This is a genomic window from Campylobacter concisus (assembly GCF_001891085.1).
Lineage (GTDB): Bacteria > Campylobacterota > Campylobacteria > Campylobacterales > Campylobacteraceae > Campylobacter_A > Campylobacter_A concisus_O.
Genome location: NZ_JXUP01000003.1, coordinates 45,551 through 61,258, shown reverse-complemented (window position 1 = coordinate 61,258; position 15,708 = coordinate 45,551). Strand labels below are relative to the sequence as shown.

Annotated in this window: 21 protein-coding genes; 2 read left to right on the top strand and 19 right to left on the bottom strand. The window is 35.4% G+C overall.

The genetic code is table 11. The annotated features are described in order from the left end of the window. Positions 1 to 73 precede the first annotated feature (73 nt). The 4 genes from TH67_RS02340 to TH67_RS02325 are packed head-to-tail and all read right to left on the bottom strand — an operon-like array spanning position 74 to position 3,407. The gene (locus TH67_RS02340) at positions 74 to 634 is read right to left on the bottom strand and encodes an ABC-type transport auxiliary lipoprotein family protein (protein ID WP_072594191.1); all 561 of its coding nucleotides are present in this window, start codon (positions 632 to 634) and stop codon (positions 74 to 76) included. Beyond that, on the bottom strand, positions 631 to 1,563 hold the full coding sequence (locus TH67_RS02335) for an MlaD family protein (protein ID WP_072594190.1): 933 nt from the start codon (positions 1,561 to 1,563) through the stop codon (positions 631 to 633). Before TH67_RS02335 ends, TH67_RS02340 begins: the two co-directional genes overlap by 4 nt. Continuing rightward, complete coding sequence (locus TH67_RS02330) at positions 1,564 to 2,304, bottom strand: ABC transporter ATP-binding protein (protein ID WP_072594189.1); 741 nt, start codon at positions 2,302 to 2,304, stop codon at positions 1,564 to 1,566. Beyond that, positions 2,301 to 3,407, bottom strand: a complete 1,107-nt coding sequence (locus TH67_RS02325) for an MlaE family ABC transporter permease (protein ID WP_072594188.1) — start codon at positions 3,405 to 3,407, stop codon at positions 2,301 to 2,303. The genes TH67_RS02330 and TH67_RS02325 overlap by 4 nt, the downstream gene beginning before the upstream one ends. 78 nt (positions 3,408 to 3,485) lie before the next feature. On the opposite strand from TH67_RS02325, the gene tgt reads away from it, so the two are divergent. Then, the gene (gene tgt, locus TH67_RS02320) at positions 3,486 to 4,616 is read left to right on the top strand and encodes a tRNA guanosine(34) transglycosylase Tgt (protein ID WP_072594187.1); all 1,131 of its coding nucleotides are present in this window, start codon (positions 3,486 to 3,488) and stop codon (positions 4,614 to 4,616) included. Beyond that, on the top strand, positions 4,606 to 5,304 hold the full coding sequence (locus tag TH67_RS02315) for a CorA family divalent cation transporter (protein ID WP_072594186.1): 699 nt from the start codon (positions 4,606 to 4,608) through the stop codon (positions 5,302 to 5,304). The genes tgt and TH67_RS02315 overlap by 11 nt, the downstream gene beginning before the upstream one ends. Before the next feature lie 199 nt (positions 5,305 to 5,503). Here the strand turns inward: TH67_RS02315 and rplS are convergent, their stop codons facing one another. The 15 genes from rplS to TH67_RS02245 form a co-directional block, all read right to left on the bottom strand. Beyond that, positions 5,504 to 5,860, bottom strand: coding sequence for a 50S ribosomal protein L19 (rplS, locus tag TH67_RS02310; RefSeq protein ID WP_021090978.1), 357 nt, complete (start codon positions 5,858 to 5,860; stop codon positions 5,504 to 5,506). Between the two features lie 8 nt (positions 5,861 to 5,868). Next, positions 5,869 to 6,561 carry a tRNA (guanosine(37)-N1)-methyltransferase TrmD gene (trmD, locus tag TH67_RS02305; protein ID WP_072594185.1) on the bottom strand — a complete coding sequence of 231 codons (693 nt, stop codon included), beginning with the start codon at positions 6,559 to 6,561 and terminating at the stop codon, positions 5,869 to 5,871. Next, positions 6,558 to 7,088: a ribosome maturation factor RimM gene (gene rimM / locus TH67_RS02300; protein ID WP_072594184.1), complete on the bottom strand. Its 531-nt coding sequence runs from the start codon at positions 7,086 to 7,088 to the stop codon at positions 6,558 to 6,560. The genes trmD and rimM overlap by 4 nt, the downstream gene beginning before the upstream one ends. Next, positions 7,081 to 7,323 carry a KH domain-containing protein gene (locus TH67_RS02295; protein WP_072594183.1) on the bottom strand — a complete coding sequence of 81 codons (243 nt, stop codon included), beginning with the start codon at positions 7,321 to 7,323 and terminating at the stop codon, positions 7,081 to 7,083. Before TH67_RS02295 ends, rimM begins: the two co-directional genes overlap by 8 nt. Next, positions 7,323 to 7,550: a 30S ribosomal protein S16 gene (gene rpsP / locus TH67_RS02290; protein WP_009293992.1), complete on the bottom strand. Its 228-nt coding sequence runs from the start codon at positions 7,548 to 7,550 to the stop codon at positions 7,323 to 7,325. Before rpsP ends, TH67_RS02295 begins: the two co-directional genes overlap by 1 nt. Positions 7,551 to 7,622: 72 nt before the next feature. Continuing rightward, entirely contained in the window at positions 7,623 to 8,963 is a 1,341-nt protein-coding gene (ffh, locus tag TH67_RS02285; RefSeq protein WP_072594182.1) for a signal recognition particle protein, read from the bottom strand. Positions 8,964 to 9,025: 62 nt separating this feature from the next. Further along, a complete protein-coding gene (locus tag TH67_RS02280; protein WP_072594181.1) occupies positions 9,026 to 9,784 on the bottom strand; it encodes an RluA family pseudouridine synthase in 759 nt (252 codons plus the stop codon). After that, entirely contained in the window at positions 9,781 to 10,917 is a 1,137-nt protein-coding gene (gene waaA, locus TH67_RS02275) for a lipid IV(A) 3-deoxy-D-manno-octulosonic acid transferase (RefSeq protein WP_072594180.1), read from the bottom strand. The genes TH67_RS02280 and waaA overlap by 4 nt, the downstream gene beginning before the upstream one ends. A gap of 8 nt (positions 10,918 to 10,925) precedes the next feature. Further along, positions 10,926 to 11,633 carry a zinc ribbon domain-containing protein gene (locus TH67_RS02270; RefSeq protein WP_072594179.1) on the bottom strand — a complete coding sequence of 236 codons (708 nt, stop codon included), beginning with the start codon at positions 11,631 to 11,633 and terminating at the stop codon, positions 10,926 to 10,928. A gap of 16 nt (positions 11,634 to 11,649) precedes the next feature. Continuing rightward, complete coding sequence (locus TH67_RS02265; RefSeq protein ID WP_072594178.1) at positions 11,650 to 12,372, bottom strand: Nif3-like dinuclear metal center hexameric protein; 723 nt, start codon at positions 12,370 to 12,372, stop codon at positions 11,650 to 11,652. Between the two features lie 6 nt (positions 12,373 to 12,378). Next, the gene (gene glyQ / locus TH67_RS02260; protein ID WP_072594177.1) at positions 12,379 to 13,239 is read right to left on the bottom strand and encodes a glycine--tRNA ligase subunit alpha; all 861 of its coding nucleotides are present in this window, start codon (positions 13,237 to 13,239) and stop codon (positions 12,379 to 12,381) included. An 18-nt stretch (positions 13,240 to 13,257) separates the two neighbouring features. Then, entirely contained in the window at positions 13,258 to 13,956 is a 699-nt protein-coding gene (locus TH67_RS10565) for an AbgT family transporter (protein WP_257638017.1), read from the bottom strand. Then, positions 13,910 to 14,797, bottom strand: coding sequence for an AbgT family transporter (locus TH67_RS10560; protein WP_257638016.1), 888 nt, complete (start codon positions 14,795 to 14,797; stop codon positions 13,910 to 13,912). The genes TH67_RS10565 and TH67_RS10560 overlap by 47 nt, the downstream gene beginning before the upstream one ends. Positions 14,798 to 14,803: 6 nt before the next feature. Next, a complete protein-coding gene (locus TH67_RS02250) occupies positions 14,804 to 15,223 on the bottom strand; it encodes a GyrI-like domain-containing protein (RefSeq protein ID WP_072594176.1) in 420 nt (139 codons plus the stop codon). Between the two features lie 3 nt (positions 15,224 to 15,226). Beyond that, positions 15,227 to 15,700 (bottom strand): DUF3972 domain-containing protein, encoded by a 474-nt coding sequence (locus tag TH67_RS02245; protein ID WP_072594175.1) that lies wholly within the window; start codon positions 15,698 to 15,700, stop codon positions 15,227 to 15,229. Between the last annotated feature and the right edge of the window lie 8 nt (positions 15,701 to 15,708).

Here is a 15,708-nt window from a genome sequence, read left to right as displayed (position 1 = left end):
CTCACATTATAACAAAAGGTCTTTAAAATAAGCTATTTTGGCTATAAATTTAAAAATTTACAGCCAAGAAAATTTAAGAGATTATTTCAGAGATTAGCGTATCGATTGCTAAATTTGTAGCCTTATTTATCGTATCAAAAATAGTACTTGAGCTTGGATCTGGACAGAAAATTTCTTTTGTGATCATGCCTGATTTTAGTGAAGTGTTTACATTAAATAGCTCATAAGCTAGCGAAACTTCAGCCTTGTCACCTCTTATTTGAAGAGAGATAATGCTTACTTTTAGTCTAAGATCTTTTGCATTTGGTGAAAATATCGGCTTAGCAGCACAGTTTGAATAAAGCCCTTTTACAAGCGATTTATAAACCATTTCACTTGGCTCAGAGACAAATTTAGCATCACTTAGGTATCTGATTTTGTTATTTTCAGCCACAATCAAAATTTTTCTAGTATCAACCATATCAAGAGCACTCACATTTTCGATAAATACATTTTTTAGCTCTTTTTGTTTATTTTCAGCTGAGCACTCTTTGTTTGAGTAGTGTATCTCATACATCGTGGCTTGTGGTACGTCGGTCTTTAGCGAGCAGCCAAAAAAGAAAAAAGCAGCCGCTATGTATATCAAATTTCTCATTTTTTATCTCCTTTGTCATTTGGCACCGGATTTGTGAAGAAAAACTCGTAAGGATTATCTTCAAGCCTTTGAAGTGCGCCTCTAAATTCACGAAGTGTCTTGTCAAATCCATTTAAAAAATCACTCGCTTCTCTTAATAACGGCCCAACTGTATTTCTAAGGTCGTATTCGCCATCTTTAGCCTTTTTGGCGATGAGCTCTTGCAGCGAATTATATCCGGTAATAGCCGAATTTGCCGATACAAAAACTTGGTTTGCATTTGAAATTAGAGTGTTTAAATTTTTAGCAAGCTCTTTTGTGTCGGTTTTGTTTAGGCTATCGGTGAAATTTTTTACATTTTTAACGATGCTATCAACCTCGCTTAATCCATCTTCGTCTGTTAAAACCTGAGTAAATTTATCGATATTTTTAAGGATCGACTCTACGTGAGCGATATTTTCAGGAGAGAAAAAGTTATCGACCTTGTCAAGGGTTTGATTTATCTTTAAAGTGATGTTTTCTGCATTGTTTCCAAGTTTTGAAAACAAGCTCTCTTCAAGCTGCAAGACAGGCTTTTGATCTGGTGAAAAATTTTTTGTGCCACGGCTTATATTTATACTAGCAACGCCACTAATAGCCTGAACTTCAATACTTGCAATACTGTCAGCCTTTATAGGCAGATCTTCTCTTATCTTCATCGTGATATTTATAAGAGCGTTTTTGTCATCGACAAAATTTATATTACTGACCGTTCCAGCCGGCACTCCGATAAATTTAACTGTTGAATCGACCTTTAGGCCACTTGGTAGCTCGGTTGTATGAATGTAGTACTCTTTAAAATCAACCTTTGTGTTGTTTTTGCTAGTCATCCACCAGATAAATACCGCAAACGCTGTAAGGCAAGCCATAAAAAACATGCCAACAATAGTATAAGAATTTCTATTTTCCATCTACTTTTTCCTCATTTTAAATAGCTCTTCAAGTGGGTTGTTTTTAAGATATTCAAGCTCTTTTATATTTCCCTCAAAGGCTATTTTTTTGTTATCTATTATCAAAAATCTATCCAAAATATCAAAAATACTATCCGCATCATGTGTCACCATGACAACGGTCACGCCGATGCTATCACGAAGCTCTTTTATGAGTGCATCCATCTGGCGTGAACTAACAGGATCAAGGCCGCTATTTGGCTCATCTAAAAATAGCACCCTAGGACTTAGCACCAAGGCTCTTGCTAGCGCAGCACGCTTTTTCATACCGCCACTTAGCTCACTTGGATAAAGCATAGAAACCTCTTTTTTAAGTCCAACTTTTTGTATCCAAAACATCGCTATCTCATCGATCTGGCGCTTGCTAAATTTAGAGTACTCATGCAGTAAAACACCTACGTTATCAAGAATTGTCATAGAGCTATAAAGTGCACCAAACTGAAACATTGTCCCACTTTTTAGCTTTATCTCTTGCTGTTCTTTGGGGTTACTTTTCCACATATTGACGCCATCAAAGGTTATATCGCCCTTATTTGGCTTTTTTAGATATATCATCGTCTTCATGAGCGTCGTTTTACCAGTGCCGCTACCACCTAAAAAGCCATAAATTTCTGCCTCTTTTACACTCCAGCTCACGTTATCGTGCATGATCTTATCGCCATAACTTGTAGTTATATTTTTTCCAACTATTATCTCATTCATATTTTTAACCACATAAAAATTATCGCAAAAAAAGCATCAAGCGCGATGACCCAAAATATCGCATTTACAACGCTAACAGTTGTCATTGCTCCAAGACTCTGAGCATTTTGACTCACGCCAAACCCTCTCATGCACCCAATGATCGCTATTACCGCGCCAAAAAATGGAGCTTTTATCATACCAACAGCAAAATGCCTAAGCTCGACCATCTCGCGAAATCTATTTAGATAGTCGCTAAAACTGATATCAAGTATCGTTTGGCAAATGATCATCTGTCCTAAGATGCTTATCGCGTCAGCTATAAAGATAATAACAGGCACACAAAGCACCATGGCAATGATGCGTGGCAGCACCAAAAAGTTAAACGGCTCAAACCCCATCGTCTTCATCGCATCTATCTCCTCAGTTAGCTTCATGGCGCCTATTTGCGCTGTAAAGCTAGAAGCTGACCTACCTGCGATGACAATAGCAGCGATGAGTGGAGCCACTTCTCTAAGCGTCAGCATACCCATGATCTCTACTATAAAGATACTTGCCCCAAAGCTTGCAAGCATCGCACTGCCAAGATAGGCAAGCACGACACCTATCAAAAAAGCGGTGAGTGAAACGATAAAAACGGCATTTACGCCGCCATCTTTTATATAGTTACTAAATTCTCTAAATCTAAGACTGGCTGGATTAAATAAAATTTTTACGCTTTTTATTAAAAATTCGCCCAAAAATGTACCAAACTCAGCTAAATTCACAAAACCTTCACAAATTTTTTCACCGAGTCGTGAGAAAAAATTTAGACTATTGTGCGGCGGCATGTAGTTAAAATCGATCTTTTCATCATTTAAAAGATCGCCCATTGCCTTTATATTCTCATCATTTGTAATGATCTCAAATTTCTTACCATTTAGTGCATTTCTTAAAAGTATCAAAACAGCGTAATCAATGCTTTTTAGCTCACTAAAATCAAATTTAACATTGCCGCTAAGTTTTTGGATTTTTTTAAAAATGCTTTGTAAATTTTTTGCGTCTTTATAGCTAAACTCACCTATAAATTTTATAGTCTGAGCGCCATTTGCCACTACAAAAATGACATCATTTTTATTTTGCAAAAAGTTCCTTTGCCTTAAAATTTCTGGATTATACTATAAATTTTGTTAAAATAAAAAATCAGAAAATAAGGGATAACAATGAAATTTGAAGTTATAAAAAAAGATGGCAACGCAAGGCGTGGTATCCTAACAACTGCCCATAGCGTTATACAAACGCCAGTTTTCATGCCAGTTGGCACGGTTGGCGCGGTTAAAAGCTTAGACGCCTTTGATATGAGTGAAATTTTAGACGCAAAGATAATCTTAGCAAACACTTACCACATGTATCTACGCCCTGGTAGCAAGGTCGTGCGCGAGTTTGGCGGACTTCATGGATTTTCTAAATTTGAGCGCTCATTTTTAACTGATAGCGGTGGATTTCAGGCATTCTCGCTTAGATCAAACACCAAAAATGATGATGGCGGGATAAAATTTAAAAGCCATATCGACGGCAGCACGCACTATTTTACGCCAAAGTCCGTTCTTGATACGCAATACGATCTAGGTAGCGACATTATGATGATACTTGATGATTTGGTTGCCCTACCTGCTGAGCCAAAGAGGATCGATCTAAGCATAAAGCGAACGATAAAATGGGCAAAAGAGGCGATTGATTATCATAAATTTATGCAAAGTAAAGGCGTTGGCTTACAGCAAAATATCTTTGGTATCGTTCAAGGAGGTACTGATTATGATGCGCGTAAATTTTGTGCGCAGGCCTTAAATGAAATGCCATTTGATGGCCTTGCGATAGGAGGTCTAAGCGTTGGCGAGAGCAACGAGGCGATGTATGACACTGTTGAGGCGGTTATGCCATTTATGGATGAGCTAAGGCCGCGTTATCTAATGGGCGTTGGCACACCAGAAGATCTCGTGGAAAACGTGGAGCGAGGCGTTGATATGTTTGACTGCGTAATGCCAACAAGAAATGCAAGAAACGGCACGCTCTTTACTAGCTTTGGCAAGATAAATATAAAATCAGCCAAATTTATAAACGACCACGCGCCAATCGACCCACAGTGTCAGTGCTATACCTGCAAGCACTACTCCAGAGGCTATCTAAATCACCTTTTTAAGGCAAGGGAGCTCACATTTTTTAGGCTAGCAAGCCTTCACAACCTGCACTACTATCTAAATTTAATGAAAGAGATGAGAGAGGCGATAGAAAGAGGCGAATTTGCCAAATTTAAGAAAGATTTTTATGCTAAAAGGGTAAAAAATGAGCTATAAAAGTTCAGTTTGTGGATATTTTTATGGCGATGAATACGACTATATTTTACTTGTTTCTTTCACACAAAAACAAAGCTATAAATTTTTATTTAAAAATAGCAAAATTTACAAAGAAGATTTTGATCACGAATGCGATAAAAACGAGTTTGAAGCGGCCCTTAAAAAACTATGTAATGAATATGCAAATAAAATTTTAGAGCATCAAGAAGAGCTAAACGAGTATGAAAAAATTTATGCTAGTCGAAAAAACTTTAATAAATTTATCAAAAGACACCACTTTTTAAAATACGAGATTAGAAAATTTCAAAACAAGATATCTCATTTTTATGAAACCCTTTCGATTTGTCAAAGCGAGCAACAAAATTTAAAAAAAGAGCTTAAAAATAGTACTCATGAGGCAAATGTTTTTAGAACAATGGCTAATGAATATGCCTGCAGAATCGATGATATTTATACATTTATACAAAGTATAAAAAACGACAAAATTAATCAAAACATTTATATTTTGACAATGATATCAGCTGTAATGCTACCACTAAATCTAATAACTGGGTTTTTTGGCATGAATACACAAGGCTTGCCATTTAATGAAACTAAAAATGCCACTATGATAGTTGTATCAATAATGCTTGGAGTAATTCTTTGTTGTGTTATTTTTTTATTTTGGTATACAAATAAGAAGAAGTAGAAAATAAATAAATTTAGTATATAAGGTATCTGAAACTTTATATAAAATTTTTTATATATTTTAAATTTTTATAGCCTAGCGGTAAAAACAATAAAAATAAATAGATTTTTTAATATTAAAAAAACAAAAAATATTTAAAAAAATTAAATTTAAAAAGAAGATTAAAAGTCCTGAATAGACTTCAGGACAGATAGTAGAATTATTTTCTAAGTTCGCGGATCTTAGCAGCTTTACCACGAAGGTCACGTAGATAGAATAATTTAGCTCTTCTAACACGACCTTTTCTAAGAACTTTTATCTCTTCTATAGAATCACTAAAAATTGGAAAAATTCTCTCAACGCCAACACTATTAGCGCCAATTTTTCTAATGATAAATGTTTCGCCAGTACCGCTACCACGTCTAGCTATACAAATACCTTCAAAATTTTGAATTCTAGTTTTATCGCCTTCGTGAATACGAGTAGCAACACGCAATGTATCTCCTGCACGGAAGTCAGGAATATTTTTACTAGCAATTTGAGCATTTTCAAATGCTTCAATGTATTTATTTCTCATGTTTTTCCTTATTTATGTGGCTTAAGCTTTTGATATAAATCAGGGCGAAAGAACCTTGTTTTGCAGTGAGCCATCTTATTTTTTAAAGTGTGGATTCTAGCATGGTTACCCTTTAAAAACTCTGAAACCACAAAGATTGATCTAAAATTATCAGGCTTTGTAAAAGATGGGGCTTCAAGCAAATTATCCTCAAAACTCTCAACTTCAAGGCTCATATCGTTTCCTAAAACTCCAGGTACATTTCTTGATATTGCATCGCTCATACAAAGCGCAGGAAGCTCTCCACCAGTTAAAACAAAATCACCTATACAAAAAACTTCATCTGCCCAAAGCTCAACAACTCGTTCATCAAGACCTTCATATCTACTGCAAACAAAACAAATGTGATCTTTTTTAGAAAGCCTCTTTGCATCATTTTGATTAAATCTTTTACCAACTGGTGTCAAAAATATCACGTGAATATTTTTATCTTTTGCTTTTAGAAATTTGATCGACTCATCCAAAGGCTGTGGAAACATCAAAAGCCCTGCTCCGCCTCCGATCATATAATCATCAACTTTATTATGCTTATCTTTAGTAAAATTTCTTGGATTTATAAAATCAATTTCAATAAATTTATTACTAATCGCACGTTTTAAAATAGAATCACAAAAATAAGGTTTAACTAAATTTTCAAAAAGTGTAATAAATGTAAATTTCATGAATTTTCTAAAATGGATATAGCACCTTTTACCAAAATCTCTTCATTATCTAAATTTACACTTATAATAAAATGCTCTAAATATGGAATGTAAAAATTCTTTGGATTGCCGCTCATAATAAGCTTTTCATCTGTTTTTATGTATAAAAGTGAATTTGCAAAATTATCTTGGATATCTTCTACAATACCCAAAATTTCACCATTTTCTATAACTTTTAAGCCAATAATATCAAACTGAAAAAATTCATTTTTTTTTAATTTGCAGTTTTTTCTAGTGAGCTCTTTTGTGGTGTATATAGTTCTATTTACAAGCACTTTAGCAAGATCTAAGTCATCAAAATTTTCAAACAAAACCAGTTCTTTTTGTCTATTGTAGTCTTTTATAGTCAGCTGATCATTGTTTTTATCAAAAAAGGTTGCACCTTTTTTAAACTGTTCTGGGAAGTCGCTCTTATTGTGAAGCTTCAAGTAGCCCTTTAAACCAACACATCTTCCGATGGTAGCGACTTCAACAACATCACTATTCAATAGCTTTTACCGTTACTCTATAGCTTGTATTATCTTTAGCTTTACAACCAATAATAACGGTCTTTATAGCGTTTATCATTTTGCCATCTTTACCGATAAGTTTTCCCGTATCAACCTTGTCGGCACTTATAATTATCTCAGCAAAATTTTCACCAAGTTCCTGACGATCAACACTTACTTTATCAGGAAAATCGGCAATCAACTTGGCATATTCGTATAAAAAATTTTTAACCATTATTTTGTAATTTGTGCAACTCTATCGCTAAGTTTAGCACCAACGCTTTTCCAGTAATCTAATCTCTCTTTGTTGAAATTTATAACATTTGGCTCAACCATAGGATTGTAATAGCCAATACTTTCTATCCAGCCACTATCACGTCTTTTTCTGCTATCTGTAACAACTATACGATAAAAAGGTCTTTTCTTACGTCCCATTCTTGTTAGTCTTACTACTGTTGCCATATTATATTTCTCCTCTTGTTTTTAAATAAAGTTTAAATTTGGATAACAAATATCCAAATTTAAACCCTTTTATCAAACAGGTCTTTTAAAATTTGCTTGAGAAAGCATATTTGCAAGTCCTTTTGCTCCACCTTTTCCTGAAAATTTCTTAGCAAGTTTTGAGGCATTTTCAAACTGCTTTAAAAATCGATTTACCTCTATCTGAGAAAGTCCAGAACCAGCCGCTAAACGTCTTTTTCTACTATTATTCAAAAGTTCAGGATTTTCACGCTCTTTTTGCGTCATAGAGTTTATCATAGCTTTAATATGTAAAATTTCTTTTGAATTATCAAGGTCTATATCTTTTATCTGATTTGCTATATTTGAAAGACCAGGTATCATCCCCATCAAAGACTTCATACTGCCAAGCTTTTTAACACTCTCCATCTGCTCTAAAAAGTCATTAAAGTTAAACTGACCTTTTTTTATCTTTTGATTTAGACGTTTTGCCTCTTTCTCATCTATAATAGTTGATGTTTTCTCTACCAAAGTGGCCAAGTCACCCTCACCCATTATACGGCTTACAATGCGGTCTGGTATAAAACTCTCGATATCAGCTACTTTCTCGCCGGTACCGACAAATCTAAGTGGAATGTTTAGCTGTTTTGCAATACTAATAGCTACGCCACCTTTTGAGTCAGAGTCAAATTTAGAAAGGATAACTCCAGAAATTCCTAAAATTTCATTAAAACTTGTAGCTGTTTTTACGGCATCTTGTCCGCTCATAGCATCAGCTACGTAGAAAATTTCATGTGGATTTATTGCATTTTTTACATCTTTTATCTCTTGCATCAACTTTTCATCGATCGCAAGACGACCAGCGGTATCCACTAAAAGCACATCATAAAGACCACTTTTTGCTTTTTCTAGTGCTTCTTTTGCTACTCTTATAGGATTACTTTCATTTTCTATATAAAAAAGATCGATTTCATTTGCTTCGCAAAGCTGTCTTAGCTGCTCGACAGCCGCTAATCTTTGCAAGTCACAAGCTGCAACTAAAACTTTTTTCTTTCTTAATTTTAGATAGTTTGCAAGCTTGATAGTTGTTGTTGTTTTACCACTACCTTGCAAACCAGCCATTAAAACAATGGTCGGTGCAACTGGTGCATAGACAAAGCCTTGATTGCCAGGAGCTGTTAAAATAGTCGTTAAATTTGACTTGATCGCATCTAAAAAATTTTTTTGACCAACGCCAGTTTGCTTTAGTTCGCTTTCGATAGATGCGAGTAGATCTTTGGTAACTTTGTGGTGAACATCAGCTTTTAAAAGAGCTTTTTTGAGCACGTCAAGTGCGTTTTTTAGAGCTTTTTCGTCATCTACAAAACGTATCTTACTAACGGCTAATCTAAAAGACTCGCTAATTTGTTCGAACACTAATCACCTTTCTAAGTTGTTATTAAAGGGCATATATTACTAAATAATTTCTTTATTGCTCTTTAAATTTCAAATTTATTAGATAGCTCAAATCCAAGAGAGCTAAATTCTCTTGGGATCGGCGCTTTAAATTTATAGTTTAAAAGAGCGATAGAATAAGCATGCAAGAACATTCTATTTGCCCTATTTTTGCCGTACTTCTCATCGCCAACGATAGGTAAATTTAAGCTAGCCAAATGCACTCTTATCTGGTGTGTTCTACCTGTTTTTATGACAACTTTCACCAGCGTTTTTTTGCCCACAACCATGAGAGGTGAAATTTCACTGATCGCCTCTTTGCCATCTTTTGATATCTTTGAAAAAGCACCATTTTTATTTTTTATCGTTAAGATTGGCTCATTTACGACCACTTCCTCGCTCATGATACCTCTAACTGCGGCCACATAATTTTTCTCAACCTTCATCTTTTTAAACTCATTTATAGCAAGGCTCGCAAATTCATCATTTTTTACAAGAAGTAGCACACCACTCGTGTCTTTATCGAGTCTATGAAGGAGTGGAAATTTATAAATTTGACTGATTTTTTCGCTAGTTATAGCAGCAGGCTTACTGATGGCTATTAAATTTTCATCTTCAAATATAATGCTTGATTTTGGCATCTCTTCGACGCTAAATTTAGTATTTTCACTCATCAAGGCACGAGCGATCATTACCTTTTGGCCCTTGGCATAAACTAAGCCGCTGTCAATTAGCTCCTTTGCTTCGTTGTTCGATATGTTTTTTTGCTTGGCTAAAATTTTATAAGCTTTTTCTTCACTCATAAAGCGCTCCTTATATCTTCTATGATCGCATCAGCGCTTGCTTGCACAGCGATCTTACTCTTTTTAGTGTCACTACCCATTATGCCGCCTATCTCGCTAGCCTTTACAATATAAATGTTTTCAACTAGGCTAAATAACGCCTTTTGATTAAATATAAACTCGCCACTAATTATCACCGGGTTAAATTGCGCGCACTCGATTGGATTGTGCCCGCCAATATTTGGAACAAAACTGCCTCCAAGCACTACTATATCGCTAATAGCATAGACATTTACAAGCTCACCTAAAGTGTCAAGCAAATTTACTTTAGCTTCAAATTTATACGTTTGACTAAATTTTGAAAAGCTAAAATCATGCTTTTTGGCATACTCGCTTGCTAGCTTTTCCACCTCTGCAAATCTCTCAGGATGACGCGGCGCAACGATTAGAAGATCATTTTCTTTTAAATTTAAATTTTGCAAAATTATCTCTTCTTCGCCAGCGTGAGTACTTGCAAGCACGATCACCCTAGCTTTTGGCTTTTCATAAATTTTACTCGCACTTGGCAAAAACGCAGCTTTTATGTTGCCAACAACCTCTATTTCGCCTGCTCCAAGCGACTTTAACCGCTCTTTATCAAGCTCACTTTGGGTGTAAATCTTATCTATAAATTTAAAAAGATATCTATAAAAAAAACCAAATTTTAAGTAGCTTTTGTAGCTTCTATCTGAAATTCTTGCATTTATGAGGATCACACGGCTGCCCTTTAGCTTCGCCATGAAAACTAGCATAAGCCAAAGCTCAGCCTCAAAAATAACTAAAATTTTGCTCTTTTTTAGCCAAAATGGCAAAAAAATTTCAAATGGCAAAAATCTCGTGTTAGAGCAAATTTTACTTGCCGCTTCAAAGCCCGTATTTGTTACCACGCTTATAGCTTTACTATCAAATTTTTGCATCAAAGGCTTGAGTGCTTGCACCTCGCCAAACGAACAAGCATGAAAATGAACATCTGTATCTTGAAATTTAGGATTATTAAATAGGAAAAAACGTGCTGGAATCGACTTATGATACTTTTTTTTAAAACTTAAAATAAATAGAAAGATAGCCCCAAAGAGATAGAGTATTGAGGCTAAAAAATAATATATTATTATCACGAAATGTGTTATTGCTCTTGTTTGTATAAAATTCTACCACAATGCGGACATGTAACGATATCTTCGCCTTTTATAACCGCAGAGAAAGTTTTATCATTTATCTGCATAAAGCAACCATAACAAGCTTGTTTTTTAACAGGCACAACGGCTGTGTTGTGAGCCCATTTTCTGATCTTTTCGTAAAATGCTAGGATTTTTTGGTTCATCGCAGCGACAAGTTTATCTTTTTTAGCATAAACCTCTTTGCGCTCTTTTTCGATCTTTTCAAGCTCAGATGAAACCTCGCTTTTTATCTTTTCTAAATTTCCTTCAAGCTCTGTTTTTTTAGCATTTAGCTCATCTTTTTGACTATTTTTACTATCTATTAGCTTCTCAAGTCTAGCAATCTCTTCATTTGCAGCCTCAAGTTGCTCTTTTGCAATATCTTCTTCAAGACTTAGGGCTTTTATCTCCTTTTCACTTTTTGCACTTGAGCTTTTTTTAGCTACGTCTTTTATCTTCGCACTAAACTCGGTAATATGAGCATTTGTGCCTGATTTTTGAGACTTTAAGTCATTTACCTCTTCATCTAGTCTTTCTATATTAACCGTTATAGTTTCGCACTCTTCTTCTATATTTTTATAAGCCTTTTCTATATCCTGAATGCGTGGTATAAAGCCATCTATTTGTTTATCAAGGTCAGATAATTCAACTAATTGTTGTAAGTATTTATTCATAATGTTTCCTTTTTTGTTAGCAATATGTAAATGGATTTTTAGAATTGCGTATTATAACTTCAATTTTCAGATTTTGCAAATATTTTGCTAAAAAATCACCAAAATAACGTTCGCTTTCATAGTGATTTATATCGATTAAATTTAGCCCGTTTTCCTTTGCATAAAGAGCTTGGTGATACTTTAGATCGCCTGTCAAAAAGGTATCTGCTTTGACTTCTTGTATGAGATCTCCGCCACTTCCAGTGCAGATACAAATTTTAAAAATTTCATCTTTTGCATGAACTACTCTTAAATTTTCTAGCCCAAGTTTTTCTTTTACAAATTCACAAAGCTCGCTAAATTTCATCTTCACATCAGCATAGATCAAAAAGCCCTCTTTGTTTGAAATTTCAAGCCCCAAAACCTGCATCACAAATTTTTCATTTAAAAATGCAAGGTCAGCATTTGTGTGAAGCGAGATGAGCGAGATATTTTTTATCATCATCTCTCTTATGATTGAGCTTGGATAAAGGCTGTAGTCTAGGCTTTTTAGCCCCTTAAAAATGAGCGGATGATGAGTGATGATGAGCGAATTTGGCAATACACTTTGCAAAAGTTCGCTATCTAAATCAAGACTTAGATAAATTCGCTCAAATTCGCTATCAAATGAGCCAACTTGAAGGCCAGTATTATCCCAAGACTCTTGGCTCGCAAATGGGCAAATTTCATCTAGAATTTTATAAATTTCAGCTATTTTCATAAAATTTTACTTTTGCTCTAAACTCTCTTTATATGTTAACGCACACTCTTTGGCCAGCTCGCGGATTTTTAGGATGTAATCTTGCCTTTGTGTAACACTTATCGCCCCACGCGCATCAAGGACGTTAAATGTGTGAGCCGCAAGCATGCAGTAGTCGTAAGCTGGTAGTGAAATTTTAGCCTCTAAGCAGCGTTTGCACTCGTTAAATGCGTTTTCAAACTGGTTAAAAAGCATATCTACGTTTGCTACTTCAAAGTTATATTTACTCCACTCATACTCTCCTTGCTTATGCACGTCGGCATAGGTTACGATGTTGCCATTAGAGTCGTCCCAAACGATGTCATACACGCTATTTACGTCTTGGAGATACATGGCTAAGCGCTCAAGGCCGTATGTTATCTCACCAGAGATCAACTCGCATGCGATGCCACCAACTTGTTGAAAATATGTAAACTGCGTAACCTCCATGCCATCTAGCCAAACCTCCCAGCCAAGCCCCCAAGCGCCAAGTGTAGGGCTCTCCCAGTTATCTTCAATAAAACGGATGTCGTGATTTTTCAAATTTAGACCAAGTCTTTCAAGGCTTTTTAGGTAAAGCTCTTGGATATTTTCTGGGCTTGGTTTTATGAGCACTTGAAACTGATAGTAAGCACCAAGGCGGTTTGGGTTTTCGCCGTATCTGCCATCAGTCGGACGGCGGCTTGGAGCTACGTATGCAGTCGCCCACGGCTTTGGTCCGAGGCTTCTTAAAAATGTCGCTTGATGATAAGTACCAGCACCAGCTGGCATGTCGTATGGCTGGAGTATCACGCAGCCTTGCTCTTGCCAATAGTTTTGAAGGGTTAATATTATTTGTGAAAATGTCATTGCTTTCCTTTTAAAATTTTACTTTACATAGTGTATAACTGCGCCAGGTCCTAATGGTAGATCAAAAATGTACCAAAATGACATTAGCGCTGTCCAAGAAATTAAAAATGCAACCGTATAAGGAAGCATAATGGAAACTACTGATCCGATTTTTAACTCTTTATTGTATTTTTGCATAAAAGCTACTATCAAAACAAAAAATGGCATCAAAGGCGTTATGATATTTGTAGTAGAGTCGCCTATTCTAAAAGCAGCCTGTGTAAGCTCTGGCGAGAGTCCAAGATTCATAAACATTGGTACAAAAATCGGAGCCATCATCGCCCACTTTGCAGAATCAACAGCTATAAATAAATTTACAAAAGCAATCAAGAAGATAAAAACTATGATAAGACTAAGTCCAGTTAGTCCGACCTCTTTTAGAAAAATAGAACCTTTTATAGAAAGTACTAGCCCAATATTTGAGGTATTAAAAAGATATGTAAACTGGGCTGCAAAAAATATCAAGACCAAAAACCCTGATAGCTCAGAAATAGATTGTTCCATAAATTTTATGGCGTCATTACTGCTTTTTATAGTCCTAGCACCTACACCGTAAGCTACGCCTACCACTATAAAAAGCAACATCATAAAAATAACAATAGAATGCATAAAAGTAGATTTCATAAAGCTATCATTGCCTTTTGCCCCAAATAAAGAGCCTGAAGGTAAAATAGCCATAAGCAATAAAATCACAAAAACAATCAATGCTATTAGTGAAAATTTTTAAGCCACGTTTTTGCTCTGCACTTATCTCGCTATGCTCTTTTAGGCTAAAATCGCCCAAAAAATCAAATTTACCAAGCCTAGGCTCTACGATTTTATCCGTTACAAACCAGCCAACAAATACGATCAAAAATGTTGAAGCTATCATAAAGTACCAATTTGCAGTTGCTAGTACCACATAATCCGGATTTAACACGCTAGCTGCTTGCATAGAAAATGCCGCAAACATCGGGTCATTTGTACCGATTAATAAATTTGCCGACCAGCCACCGCTAACACCAGCAAAAGCAGCAGCTAATCCAGCAATTGGATGGCGACCAAATCCAGCAAATAAAATAGCTCCAAGCGGGATTAGCACGACATAGCCAACCGAGGAAGCAACATTTGACATTACGCCAAGAAAAATAACGATTGGAGTTACCCACATTTTGGAAGATTTTAAGGCAATCTTTGTCATAAGTGCTGATAAAAGTCCAGACTTGTCTGCAATACCAATGCCTAGAATAATCGCAAAGACTACTCCCAAAGGATAAAAATTAGTAAAATTTTTAAGTACAGACGAAACAAAAGATCTAAGACTATCAGCAGAAAGCAAATTTATAACATTTGCATTAAGCTGTGATATTTGTCCATCTTTGATAGCTTGATAGCTTACACCAACCCCCATCTTTTCTAACACAAACGATATTATTATCGTAATAATCGAAAGATATATAAAAAGCATAGTTGGATTCGGTAATTTGTTACCAAAATTTTCAATAAAACTTAAGATTGAACTATTGTTTTTTTTATTCATTTTTTTCTAACCTAAAATAGATATAAAAATTTTTATCTCATCGCTGCCGTAAAGCTCAAAATCCGTTTCATAAGCTCTTTTTGACTCACTACTTTCAAAATACTTCCAAATTTCACCCCAAAATTTTGCAACATTTTGCGGCTCTCTTGCAAAACTAAAAACGGCGTATTTGCCACTTTTTATCTCTAAAATTTCATCACTTTTGTGGCTTAATCTTGTGCCGATGAAGTTATCGTAATGTCCATCAAAATCGCTTTCATAGTTGCAGTAAACGCTATAAATTTCACTCTTGCCATCGTAGTGCTCACTCATAAATTTAGACCATAAAGCTGAAATTTTACCATTGATGCCTATCTCATCTTCATTTTTAGTACGAGTTTTTACTCCGTAAATTTCAAAGCTATCCTCTAAATTTATAATCTTCATAAACTACTTTTGCCCATTAAAATTTTCAACCGCTTGGTTCCACATGAGTTTGTATTTTCGTTTTAAAAATTCAACTTCATCTTGTGAAATTTTAAGCTGTTTTGTAAGAGTCTCTACCGTTTTTCTATCTTCGTCATAGAGCTCTTGCATCGAAATAAGCGCCTCTTTTAAAAATTTATTCTCATTTCTTAAGGTTTCAAGCGTCTCATCCTTTGCGTCAAGCACCTTTTCGTGTAAATTTAATATCGTTCCAATCGTCTTTTCAACAAAGCTGATACCATCTTGGCTTTGCGGCTGCATAGATAAATTTTGCGAAACACTAGGCACCACGCTCATCGTTCCTTCGCTCGCTTCTATCAAAATTTCTCCATTTTCCTCTTTGGTTTTCAAAACGCCACGATTTATCATATCTTCGATAACTTCACGCTCCAAGTGCACAAGTTTGCAAAATTCATCAACTCCAAGATAGGTCTGCACCGCTTCTC

Coding starts and splice junctions, on each gene's coding strand:
- TH67_RS02280 (WP_072594181.1), bottom strand. CDS start 9,784: ATGAGTGAAGAAAAAGCTTATAAAATTTTAGCCAAGCAAAAAAACATA.
- TH67_RS02265 (WP_072594178.1), bottom strand. CDS start 12,372: ATGAAAATAGCTGAAATTTATAAAATTCTAGATGAAATTTGCCCATTT.
- rplS (WP_021090978.1), bottom strand. CDS start 5,860: ATGAGAAATAAATACATTGAAGCATTTGAAAATGCTCAAATTGCTAGT.
- TH67_RS02340 (WP_072594191.1), bottom strand. CDS start 634: ATGAGAAATTTGATATACATAGCGGCTGCTTTTTTCTTTTTTGGCTGC.
- TH67_RS02295 (WP_072594183.1), bottom strand. CDS start 7,323: ATGGTTAAAAATTTTTTATACGAATATGCCAAGTTGATTGCCGATTTT.
- rpsP (WP_009293992.1), bottom strand. CDS start 7,550: ATGGCAACAGTAGTAAGACTAACAAGAATGGGACGTAAGAAAAGACCT.
- TH67_RS02335 (WP_072594190.1), bottom strand. CDS start 1,563: ATGGAAAATAGAAATTCTTATACTATTGTTGGCATGTTTTTTATGGCT.
- TH67_RS02330 (WP_072594189.1), bottom strand. CDS start 2,304: ATGAATGAGATAATAGTTGGAAAAAATATAACTACAAGTTATGGCGAT.
- glyQ (WP_072594177.1), bottom strand. CDS start 13,239: ATGACATTTTCACAAATAATATTAACCCTTCAAAACTATTGGCAAGAG.
- TH67_RS10560 (WP_257638016.1), bottom strand. CDS start 14,797: ATGAATAAAAAAAACAATAGTTCAATCTTAAGTTTTATTGAAAATTTT.
- tgt (WP_072594187.1), top strand. CDS start 3,486: ATGAAATTTGAAGTTATAAAAAAAGATGGCAACGCAAGGCGTGGTATC.
- TH67_RS10565 (WP_257638017.1), bottom strand. CDS start 13,956: ATGGCTATTTTACCTTCAGGCTCTTTATTTGGGGCAAAAGGCAATGAT.
- TH67_RS02270 (WP_072594179.1), bottom strand. CDS start 11,633: ATGAATAAATACTTACAACAATTAGTTGAATTATCTGACCTTGATAAA.
- TH67_RS02315 (WP_072594186.1), top strand. CDS start 4,606: ATGAGCTATAAAAGTTCAGTTTGTGGATATTTTTATGGCGATGAATAC.
- trmD (WP_072594185.1), bottom strand. CDS start 6,561: ATGAAATTTACATTTATTACACTTTTTGAAAATTTAGTTAAACCTTAT.
- TH67_RS02250 (WP_072594176.1), bottom strand. CDS start 15,223: ATGAAGATTATAAATTTAGAGGATAGCTTTGAAATTTACGGAGTAAAA.